This window comes from Cupriavidus sp. YAF13, from assembly GCF_052113425.1.
Lineage (GTDB): Bacteria > Pseudomonadota > Gammaproteobacteria > Burkholderiales > Burkholderiaceae > Cupriavidus.
This window is the reverse complement of sequence record NZ_JBFRDD010000077.1, coordinates 20,077-30,233: the sequence shown is the minus strand read 5'-3', so window position 1 is coordinate 30,233 and position 10,157 is coordinate 20,077. Positions and strand designations below refer to the sequence as shown.

At 58.8% G+C, this 10,157-nt stretch carries 9 protein-coding genes and 1 pseudogene; 5 read left to right on the top strand and 5 right to left on the bottom strand.

Annotation, left to right across the window (positions count from 1 at the left end; translation table 11 throughout):
- From AB4061_RS37160 to AB4061_RS37140, 5 genes and pseudogenes are all read left to right on the top strand, one after another.
- Window positions 1-133 (top strand): annotated as a pseudogene (locus AB4061_RS37160) (IS1595-like element ISCARN29 family transposase); the annotation flags it as partial.
- A 513-nt stretch (window positions 134-646) separates the two neighbouring features.
- Entirely contained in the window at window positions 647-871 is a 225-nt protein-coding gene (locus tag AB4061_RS37155) for a hypothetical protein (protein ID WP_441641107.1), read from the top strand.
- On the top strand, window positions 864-2,114 hold the full coding sequence (locus AB4061_RS37150) for a sensor histidine kinase (protein WP_441641106.1): 1,251 nt from the start codon (window positions 864-866) through the stop codon (window positions 2,112-2,114). The genes AB4061_RS37155 and AB4061_RS37150 overlap by 8 nt, the downstream gene beginning before the upstream one ends.
- Window positions 2,111-3,052, top strand: a complete 942-nt coding sequence (locus AB4061_RS37145; protein WP_441641105.1) for a hypothetical protein — start codon at window positions 2,111-2,113, stop codon at window positions 3,050-3,052. Before AB4061_RS37150 ends, AB4061_RS37145 begins: the two co-directional genes overlap by 4 nt.
- Window positions 3,053-3,288: 236 nt before the next feature.
- Entirely contained in the window at window positions 3,289-3,618 is a 330-nt protein-coding gene (locus AB4061_RS37140) for a response regulator transcription factor (RefSeq protein ID WP_441641104.1), read from the top strand.
- A gap of 217 nt (window positions 3,619-3,835) precedes the next feature.
- On the opposite strand, the gene AB4061_RS37135 is transcribed toward AB4061_RS37140, so the two are convergent.
- From AB4061_RS37135 to traD, 5 genes are all read right to left on the bottom strand, one after another.
- Entirely contained in the window at window positions 3,836-5,602 is a 1,767-nt protein-coding gene (locus AB4061_RS37135) for a hypothetical protein (protein ID WP_441641103.1), read from the bottom strand.
- The gene (locus AB4061_RS37130; protein ID WP_441641102.1) at window positions 5,602-6,072 is read right to left on the bottom strand and encodes a hypothetical protein; all 471 of its coding nucleotides are present in this window, start codon (window positions 6,070-6,072) and stop codon (window positions 5,602-5,604) included. The genes AB4061_RS37135 and AB4061_RS37130 overlap by 1 nt, the downstream gene beginning before the upstream one ends.
- Entirely contained in the window at window positions 6,069-7,232 is a 1,164-nt protein-coding gene (locus AB4061_RS37125) for a dsDNA nuclease domain-containing protein (protein WP_441641101.1), read from the bottom strand. The genes AB4061_RS37130 and AB4061_RS37125 overlap by 4 nt, the downstream gene beginning before the upstream one ends.
- A gap of 230 nt (window positions 7,233-7,462) precedes the next feature.
- A complete protein-coding gene (locus AB4061_RS37120) occupies window positions 7,463-8,173 on the bottom strand; it encodes a DUF4400 domain-containing protein (RefSeq protein ID WP_441641100.1) in 711 nt (236 codons plus the stop codon).
- Entirely contained in the window at window positions 8,170-10,143 is a 1,974-nt protein-coding gene (traD, locus tag AB4061_RS37115) for a type IV conjugative transfer system coupling protein TraD (RefSeq protein ID WP_441641099.1), read from the bottom strand. Before traD ends, AB4061_RS37120 begins: the two co-directional genes overlap by 4 nt.
- Window positions 10,144-10,157: the final 14 nt, after the last annotated feature.

Sequence of the window (10,157 nt, the reverse complement as noted above, 5' to 3'; positions counted from 1 at the left end):
ACTCAGGGGCGTGGCCACCAAGTACTTGCCGAACTACCTGGCTTGGCAACGGCTGATGAGCTGGAACAAGGAAGGCGTTTCCGCCGACGATGTCATCGCGTCAGCTCTCGGCAAGCAGGTCATCAACGTTTAATCTGAACAGCGCCGTAGGATTTCACTGTGTCTGGTGCCAGTATCTTGTTGCGAAGATACGCTTCCAAGAGTTTTGAGATCAACATTCTATTTTCCGATATTTGAAATATTGATATCCAATCTATCTAATAAATATGGATATTTCAAATGTTGACAACGAGTAGATGCGTTGCGCTGTCAACAGTGCTGCTGGGATGATTTTTTCCGCTTTATCTTTGATATACAGACGGATTCGGTAGAGTGGTCTAAGGCACGGATAAAGGCAGTTGTGGGATTCTGCCAAGTAGAATTCTAGATATGTAGGGCAAAAATACGGGGTTATGGTGGAGGTGTTGTGTGCCCCGTAAATCTACGGATGACAGCCGGTTGTGAGCTGGGGCATGATTTGCGCACATGCATTGTGTTCGAGCGAGATGGAAATAATTGGCGTCAGTGAAAAATCCAGTGACTCTGAAGAATATTCCGGTTGTCAATCGGACTTGTCCTATCTAATGGTCGAAAAAATGGAGAGGTGATGCGAGCTCCCAATAGCATCGCCAACGGCAGGGATAGCGAAGGTAATCGGCTATTGCCTGGATTGACCTACGGCCTGCATGCGGAAGGGTGTTCGCCTGCCCTAGGTGGCGTGTTTGCCGTTTGGGATGGCCGGTGCTTTCTGAACGACGTGACCGGGGAAGTGGTCTCGCCAGCCGATAGCGGCTATACCCACGCGATGCTCATCGCACGTCGTGATGCCTAAGGCATCTTCAGGACCTTCGCGGAAGGCATTCCAGTTCTCGGAAGAGCCACTGCACTGGGCGCCGCGGCTGAGACTGCTTTGGGTGGGCGGCGCTCTTGGTCACGGTATCTATTGGATCGTCTGGTCCTTTGTGTTTCCGCAGCCCCACGACAGCCTGGTGCTTCGTGGATGTGTTGCCGGGCTGTGGTTCCTTGTTGGCACAGGCCGATATCTAAGAACCTGCAGCGCGAGAGTCTCGTCGTATGTCCACTACGCGATATTTATCCTCAACGTGCCGTTCTTCTTCTCGTACATGTACTTGGCGAATGGAATCGACAATCGCGTATGGGCGATGTCGTTCGTCTGCGCCATCTACTTGACGTTCTTTTCCCTACGCGTGCTGTCCGGGCTGGTGTGCTTCGCGATTGGGAGCGCACTGGCGGTGGCCGTCCTTCACCTGGCGCCCGCGGGCAAGTTCGCCGGTGTTCCCGTCCAGGATGGTGCGGTGATCCTGCCGATATTCCTCTTTGCCTTTGCCACAGCGGTGGCTGGGGCTAGTCGACGAGATCAGCGAGTCAAGGACGGACTTGTGGGCGCGTGGCGCGCGTTGGCCGTCCTGGCACATGAGGTTAGGAGCCCCATGTTTGCATTGCGTATGCAGATGCTGGCTTTGAAGGAGGAAATGCTGGATAGAGCCGATCGATCTGACCAGGCATGGAGTGAGATCTTGGATCGTCTGGAGAGGCGGATATCGGACGTACATAGCAACCTGAATTTCCATCTCGAGAACGTCCGATGGTCTAGTGGCGAGGCGGCGGAGGACACCAGCGCGACATTTGACCTGGCGGAGGTTGCGCGGGATGCGCTCGATACGCTGGCGGGAGGGAGGAATGTGCCCTTGATTGAGCTTCGCGGTGACGCGAGCTGTGTCGTGCGAGGCGACATCGGCGGCGCGCGTCAGATCGTGGTGAACCTCCTTCGCAACGCTATTACCGCCGTGGCGGCGGCCGGTGGCGGGAAGGTGTCTTTGGAGTTGGCGCGGCGGGATGGTTGGGGCGTAGTGACGGTGGAGGATTCAGCCGGCAGTCTGTCGGCCGCATTAGCGCAAAACCTCTTTGTGCCATTTTTCAGTGCGAAGAAGGAGGGCATCGGGGTGGGCCTCTACGCAAGTCGAATGATCGCGGAGCGGATGGGAGGCGCAATACAAGTCATGTACGAGGATCGCGTGTTCACACGCTTTCAATTGGAGTTGCCGAGCGTATGACGATGCCGCTTCGAATGCAATGTGGTGTGCTACTGGTGGACGACGACGAAGATGTACTGGCCAGCATGGCGAAGGTCCTACGTCGACGCTTACCTCACAACAAGATCTACACTGCGGCGACGTGCTGGTCGGCGTTGGCCATACTGGAGAAGCATGCCATTGATCCAGACGCGCTCTCGCGACGGTTGGTCGAAGAGGTTGGGTTGGTGCCTGACGAGCGATCCCTACGCGTGAATGACAGTCTGTTGAGCGGATTCGAATTGCACCGCATATGTTTGGAGCAGATCGGTGTCGTGGTACTAGACTACGCCATGCCTGAGTTGACTGGCTTCGAGGTGGCGGACTGGCTGATCTGTCGCGGACTTGGCAAAGTCTTGCTGACGGGGCAGGCATCACCACGTCACGCGATAGAGGGCTTCAACGCGGGCGTCATCGATCGGTTCATACGGAAGGACGATCGCGAGGCAATTCGGCGCGTCGTGGACTATGTTCGGGAGCTTGAGCGCAAGGTGACGGCATCCGTCGGTGATGCGGCGTTGAGCATTTTGCAGCGGCAATCGCTTCCCTTCCTCGGGAATCCGGCATTGCTCGCGCTGCTCGACGACGTGACGCGTGACGCCGAGGCTGTCTGGGTCACCGTCAGTCTGACGCCGCCGGGGGTTACTGCGATCGATAAGGCAGGGCGCATGAAGCGCTGGCTCGTTATGGATGACGAGGCCGGAGTGTCCCAACTGGAGGTGGCCCGGGAGGCGGGGGCACCTGAGGCGTTCATGAAGGCAATCCTGCGCGGAACACATTTGCCATTCTTCCTTGGCGCGCGGAATGCTGGGGGGTACTACGAATATGGCTTGGACTGGTCAGCGGGCCTGCACAAAGTCATCGCCGCCGATATCCCAGGGTTCAAGGTCGCGGAACTTCCAAGATGCTCCCCGGTTTGACAGAGGCATTTCCGGAGCTGGAGTCGACGCGCGGACGCCTGAAGGCGTCGGGACTTCGCCTCAGTTATGCGTCACCCGTCTGCTCACGCTTCATCAGTCACGAGTGTGGCTCGATGACCCGGAGCGCCCGATTGGCGGGATCGCAGTTTAGCCCTCCATACGCGGCATTGCCCACGGTCGTGAGGCCGGGCGTGGTAGCAAGTGCGTATTTTGGTCCTTTTGGCTCGGCGTCGTGGTTGCTAGTCGAGCACGAGGAGCGGGCTGACCTGGAGGCCGTGCTGATCGGGCATGCGAAGTTGCACGTCTTGCTTGATACGCGGTACATGGCGGCGGCGTCCGCCTATTTCGGGAACCAGCGACTGACGGAGCGAGAGGCGCAGGCTTTGTCTTTGACTGCGAACGGAAAGTCCAGCCGGGAGATCGGCGAGCGGTTGGGTATATCGGCGCGTACGGCTGATCACTACATCGATGAGGCTCGCCGAAAGCTCGGCGCGCAGAGCCGCGCCGAAGCCGTGTTCCTGGCGATGCGATCGGGCTTGTTTCGTGTGGAACCTTGGTGCCGCTGACAGAGGGTTCCTCGCCCACTTGCGGGATGGGAGAACCAAGGCGATGGGAGTGACTGTGTAGTTCAGGGATCGGTCTGACGGCTGAGTTTGCTGCGGTCGTTCGATGCCGCTGGAAAAGTCCCCTTCTCGCGGAACGGTGTGCGAAGTAATTGCCACTTCTCCCAGGGGCGGGAAGGCTAGATGTCCTTGTGGCCTAGTTTGGTCAATGATCGGCCATTCACAATGGCATGCTGGTGGATCGGCCGAGATACATGAGCCGCTTCTCCCCAGGATATGTCGGTCGCCACTCGATATCGGGCGCTTCGATGACATGGCGATACTCGGTCGACGAGATGACGATCTGTCCGTGATGCTCGTCGCAGATTGCCTGCAAGGCTCCCAGATATCTCGCAAGATCTTCGCTCGCGAGTTCCTGCTGCTTCGGCGTGTCGAGGATGAGAAAGCGAAATGGCCGATTCGCGTCCTGAAGATAATGCTCGAACAGCGCGGCATGGATCGCAAGAACCAGCCGACTGCGCGTGCTGCCATTGAAGACATCGATGCTTTGCCCGCCGAAACGGAACTTAAAGTCGAGATCGATTTCCACAATGCGCGAGGCGTTCGGCGTATCGAGGATATCCATCCATTTGACGGTCAGATCCTGGAGGGTCCGGCGAAGCTGGTTGAACTCGAAGTCAGACCGAGCACGGTTTGAGAGCATTGCGATGCGATCCTGAATCCTGGATCGTTCTGCATCGAGCCGGATGTACTTGCGCTTCTCTTCGTCCAACTGCTCGAGGGCCGCCCGACGCTGTTCGGTTTCAAGCAGTTCACGCGTAAGCGACTGAACCGCCGAAACTAATCCCGCTGTGGCTCCTTGTTCCTCACGTTGCTGCATCTTGACCGCAATGCTGTCGCGCTCCACCGCTTCGTCCAGCAGGCGCGCATCGAGCAGGGACAATTGCATGTCGGCCCGTGCGGAATTAGCCTCTAGGTCTTTGATCTGGTCTTTCAGATACATCAGATTCTTGGCATAGGAGACGGCACTGGACTCGAACAGCCCACAATCTTTGCGACCACAGATATCAAAAAATGACTCGAACACCCGTTTGGATTCCTCGTTCAACGAGAGCGTCCGGATCTCACCATCGATCTCTGCGCGAATCGAATCGATCCCATGCACGCGGGCCTGCAGGTTAGCCCGCTCTCGCCGCAGTGCCCGAATTCGCTCCTCCTTGGCATGCAGCAATTCCTGTAAGGCGTCGTTCGCCGCGCCGGCGACATCCACCGACTCGCGTAAGGTTTCAATCTGCCCGTTCAGCGTCGCGGCACGCTGTGCCAAGTGGCCGCGCATCAGTAGCGTATCGTCTCCCGAGGTCGACATATCAGCCACCACCTTTTGCTGGAACACGATTTTGCGTTGCATGGCCTCCAGCGCGTCGCGTGCCGCGAGCAGGTCGCGCTGTGCCGTATACGATCGCTTCGGAGTCAGTCCGAAAACGAAGCGCACCATTTCCACGAATTGATCGGCAATAAAGCTTGCGGGCGGCCTGTAGGGATCATCGTAACCGCCGACCTGCCGCACGTAGAACATGGGCAGAACAGTCGACAAATAAGGGCGAGTCATCTGCCGGTTTGTTCCCACAAGCGCCGGCATCGACATGCCGAACTCTTCGAAGAGCGCCTTGGAGAGATCGCCCTCGTTGAAGAACTCCTTTTTCCGGTCGCCCGCTTGGACGGTGACATGGAAGTCGCCGAGCTCGCGGCGAATCTGGTAGACATGATCCGCGTTCGCAATCGTCAGAACAACCGCCTGACACTTCTCCACAATATCGTTCTGGAACCTCACGTCGAAGCCCAGGCAGAAAGGGATCGCCTGGACAATCGGGGTCTTGCCGCTACCGTTTGGCGCGTGCAACGAGGTCGTCCGATGCCCAAACTTCAGCGGTGGGCTTTCCCACCCATTCACGCCACGGGCCACCCACCTCAAAGCCAAGAGTTTCATCAGACCTCCATTCGGATTAGTCGCTCCGCCCGGATATTGTCGTAACTGCGTTCGATCGTGAGCAAAGCGTCGGCGAGGACGGTCTCCTGTTCCAGGACCTTGGCGATCAATGGACGACCGCGCGGCGTCACTGCTACCTGTTGGGCGTCGACGGCGACAAGCCCGGCGCGCTCGAGGAACGTGAGCGCATTGACGGTTCGGATGCGCAGATTGGCGGACCACCCGATGTCCTGGGAGGACCCCTTGAACCCAGCGACCGTGCGCTCGAGGCATTCGCCGACGACTTGCCCCAGTTCAGCCCGCCGTGGTTTGCTTCCGCCCTTGGATAGGGTGAGGATCACCATCGCCAGCAGCGGGAGCTGGAAGAGCGCCTCGTTGTCGAGGGAGGATCGGTACTCGACGCGCAGGGGGAGATCCAGCGAGGTCGGGCTAAGTTGCGCAGCCTCCCGGAAGAACTCTTCGTAGTTCATCGTGAATATCTCCTCACCACCACGGCACTCACCGCCCCAAACAACATCCCGCGGTCCAACCCTTCGAACGCCTGGATCTCCGGCTCCGCCGAGAGCGCCGTCAGCAGGGTATTGAGAAACGCGAAGCCCTCCCCACTCTGCGCCCACCGCGCATACAGCCCGTCGATTCGATCGAGCAGTAGCGAGAGGTCCATCGGCGAGTAGGTGTGCCGCGCATTGCGCAACCAGAGATCCCAGTTCACCTTTTGCTGCGAGGCAAACTCGATCATGTCATCGCGCGCACCTGCGTGCTTCAGCCATCGCTGGATCACCGATGCCTGCTTGAGCACCTTCTCTTCAACACCCCTTTGAAGCGCATCGTAGGCACCCCGCGAAATGCTGAGAATCTCCAGCAAGTCATCGAGTTCGATCCCCACCCGGCCAGCAATGTCCGCCGGCGCTACCCCCTGCAACGACGTCCTTGATTTGCGATAGGCGAGATCCACGAGACCATTGGCAATCCGCTCGGTCTCGTAGAAATCCAGGTCGATTTCACTGTATTTGTAGATGGCCGTGCGGGACGCGTTCGCAAACGCTTCGCGTTCCTGTCCAATGTAATGCACTGCCGGCCGCAACGACAACTTGCTCAGAAAGGCCGAGGCCTTGCCGCTGTCGTCATCGCAAAGCGAAAAGATCGCGGAGAAATTCTCGCTCAGGAATTTCGATGCCTTGCACGACGGGAGCTGGCAACGTAGCGCTTCCACGGCGTCAACCACATCGTCGTCGAAGTGCACATTGGAGAGCAGCGTAGCTTCGTAGCAGGCCTCGTCAAACACAACGGCATGCATCAACAGCTTCCCGCCAAAACTGGCGCGGACATTCTTCAGACTAGCCCCATCCTTTTGTTGGCCGCGCTTTCTTAGGGCAAAGATCTCGGCCAAGCTCCATTGATGATTCAACTTCTTCTTGGTCTTCACCTGAAAGAAGTGATAGAGCGTTTTGCCATCGACCTGCCTACGAACAACGAAATCATCATGGAAGTCGCAATACACGCAATCGATTCCCGTGCCTTCGAGAATCTGCAGGGCTGCAAACGCTCCCGCCTGAAACTGCATATCGAAACGAGAGACTGTATCTCGTCCCACGTCCTCCCCGGGCGCCACGATCTCGATGCTTGTCACAGTACGCAACACCTACGTGCTGATGTGGAATTGTGGAGCTTATAGCACGCTTTGCCGGAATCTGGCACCACACTTACGTGGGATGTTACATCGCCTTGGCGCCGCCACAGGCGTGGTGCGCGATTAGATTGTGCCCGCCATTTAGAACGCGGGAGCAATTCGTTCTTGCTATACAGGTGAGCGGCCAGGTGCTGCAACGGCAAATGACCCACCCACAAACAGCCGCTTGGTCAAAGATACTTCTTAAAGAACTTCCACTGCGTCCTCGCCAGGATCCCAATGGTCAGGGCGATAGGGAACAAAACCCACCGCACATCAAGCTGATACGGTAGACAGACGAAAACGAGGACCGAGGTGGCGCCCAGACTCAACTGGGCATATTTCGAGCGATGGTACAAGCCGGACGATTCGCGCCCAGCACTGGCGCTACGGATCGAGCGTTCCACGAGGCCATCGGTCATGCCGCACCAGAAGGCCAGCAGAAGCACCGGCCAGCCGGTCAGCAGTAGCATCAGGCGGCTTCCGAAGGTCTTCACGGCCAGCGCTGCGATCCACAGCTCCTTGAGCCACGGCCGCAACAATCTCTCGCCGATTGTGGCGTCGGTCCCACTATTGGCAATGTTGTGGGTGAGGCGGGAGAGGATATCGTGTAGCTGGGTGACCTGGAAGAACAGCCAGTAGGCGAAGTCCGCAGATTGTTGTACCAACCAGGTGGCCCTTGAGGGTGCACCGAGCAGGGTGGTCGCTTCCATCGAATGGCGGTAAATCTGGTAGGCGTTTTCCACCGGGGAGGCCCAGAGATAGTGGGCGGCCAGCAGGAAGGTCGTCACGCAGATGGCGCATAGCACGCCATAGATGTACAGGATTTTCCAGAGCAGCTTGAGCGGCCAGACGAAGACGTGGATGAGCTTGAGTTCGTGGAATTCGTAGCGGGAGCTCATAGCCAGCCTCCCGGCACGGTGAGGGTCTCTGCCTCGGCCGCGCTGTCATAGCGTGCCTTCATGTCGGCGGCGATCACCTCGAGCGATGCTGGCAAGGCCAGATCGGTGGCGTCCGCCTTGGGGTCGAACAGCGGCAGGCGCAGCTTGTAGAGCCTGCCACCTTCGATCAGCGCAAATGCCTGGCCCTTGGGGAGCTTGACCAGATCGGCCGGGGTCAGCATTGGCACGCGTTGGGTGGAAATGCGGTCCTCGCTGCGGGAGCCGAATTCTTCAAAATCTCGAGGGTCGTTGGTGTCCGAGGCGGCGCTGGCCAGCATGGTTGAAGCGACGGAAACCTCTGGCAGTTGGTTGGTCAGAATCTCGGCTGTTTCGTTGTTCTTGACCCGGAGCATGATGAGTGTGTTCAGGTTGCCGCCGATTTGCCCAGCCTTGGCGCGGTTGCCGATCTTGGCTTCGACGTCCGACCAGGTCTGGGTGTAGACCGTGACCTGGAAGCCRGCGCCGCCGGCCTTGTTGAGCAGCGGGATGAACTCGTCGCCGATCAGCTCGTTGAACTCGTCTGCGTGAACGACGATGCGGCGTTTGCCTTCTGCGGTACTTTGGCCAAAGCCGGCGCCAAACTTGTAGAGTTGGCCGGCGATGGAGGTGAGATCGGCAAACATGGCGTTGCCAATAGCCGAGCCGACTTCAAAGTCAGAGAGCGAGTCCAGGCCGACGTAGACGATGCCCCCGCGGTTGATGACCGACATCCAGTCGAAAATCGGGCGTGGATCGCCGGTGGCTTCGTAGTCGGGGGAGATGAGCTCCGCAATCTTTCCGGTGGTGAGCTTCTCCAGGAACGGATAAAGGGAGGCCACCAGCTTTTCAAAGTAGCCGCGCTCTTTGGCCACCAGCCCGGCCAAGGCGTTGGCCACTGGGTCGAACCATGCCTGCGCATTGATGAAATCGATGAGTAGCAGCAGGTCCAGCGCATGCTGGGTCTTTTGCGCTTCCTTGGTCTTGGTCTTGCGGCGGTCCTCATCGCTCGCATACTCTTCGAATGCATTTCTCCAGTTGGGCTGAGTCGTGTCCAGCCAGTGCTCGATGTACGCCTGTGCCAGCGCATCGATGTTGGTGGCGTGCTGATAGATCAGCGCATAGCTGGGCCTGTGGCCCAGGCCATTGAGTGCGCGTGCGATGACATTGACGAAGAGCCAGACAAATTGGCGAAAGGCGGCCGATTGTCCCTCGCTGGGCAGTGGCCCTGCTGTGCGGGTGGCCACCTCGGTGATGCGGCTGAAGCTGCCGACCGGGTTGTAGCGCGCCGAGATGTCCGGGTAGCCCAGGTGGAAGAAGTGGAAATCTCTCTCGCGCCCGGCGCGGCGGGCTTCGGCATACATGCGCCGCAACAGGTCGGCATCGCCCTTGGGGTCAAAGACGATGACGACATCGCCGCGGCGGATATCCTGGCAGATCAGAACTTCGGCCAGCCGGGTCTTGCCGACGCGGGTGGTGCCGAGCACAAGCGTATGGCCATTGCGCTCGGCCAGATCCATCACGACGATGTCTTCGTCAGGTTCGACGCCGTGGAGGGTGGGATCGCCCCCCACGCCGCCCCATTCGCCGCGTCCGCGTGCCACATATTTCTGGTTGGCGGGATCCCGGGCCTGCAGCAGCCGCTGCGAGTGGCGCTGGTCCCACGCAAAGCCCCGGCCGAGGAAGAGGAAGGTATCGGAGACCGGTACGTCCGCTGCGGCGATGACGTACTTCGGCAGCCGTTTCAAGTTGCGGTGAAAACGCACGATCCGGTAGCCCTGGTGCAGGCGCCAGGCGGCAAGCGTGTAGAAACCCAGCATGCCTGTCCATGCTACTGGAGGTGGCGTCATGAACCAATGCGGGGCGGTGAGTAGCGCCGTGCCAGCCATGGTGGCCGTGGCGGCCGAGATAAGCTCGACAGGGGGGCGGAATAGATTCTCGATGGGATACGCCATATCCAGTCTCCAAC

Excerpts from the sequence above, each read along its gene's own strand:
- AB4061_RS37155 (WP_441641107.1), top strand. The coding sequence starts at position 647 with ATGCGAGCTCCCAATAGCATCGCCAACGGCAGGGATAGCGAAGGTAAT.
- AB4061_RS37150 (WP_441641106.1), top strand. The coding sequence starts at position 864 with ATGCCTAAGGCATCTTCAGGACCTTCGCGGAAGGCATTCCAGTTCTCG.
- AB4061_RS37145 (WP_441641105.1), top strand. The coding sequence starts at position 2,111 with ATGACGATGCCGCTTCGAATGCAATGTGGTGTGCTACTGGTGGACGAC.
- AB4061_RS37135 (WP_441641103.1), bottom strand. The coding sequence starts at position 5,602 with ATGAAACTCTTGGCTTTGAGGTGGGTGGCCCGTGGCGTGAATGGGTGG.
- AB4061_RS37130 (WP_441641102.1), bottom strand. The coding sequence starts at position 6,072 with ATGAACTACGAAGAGTTCTTCCGGGAGGCTGCGCAACTTAGCCCGACC.
- AB4061_RS37120 (WP_441641100.1), bottom strand. The coding sequence starts at position 8,173 with ATGAGCTCCCGCTACGAATTCCACGAACTCAAGCTCATCCACGTCTTC.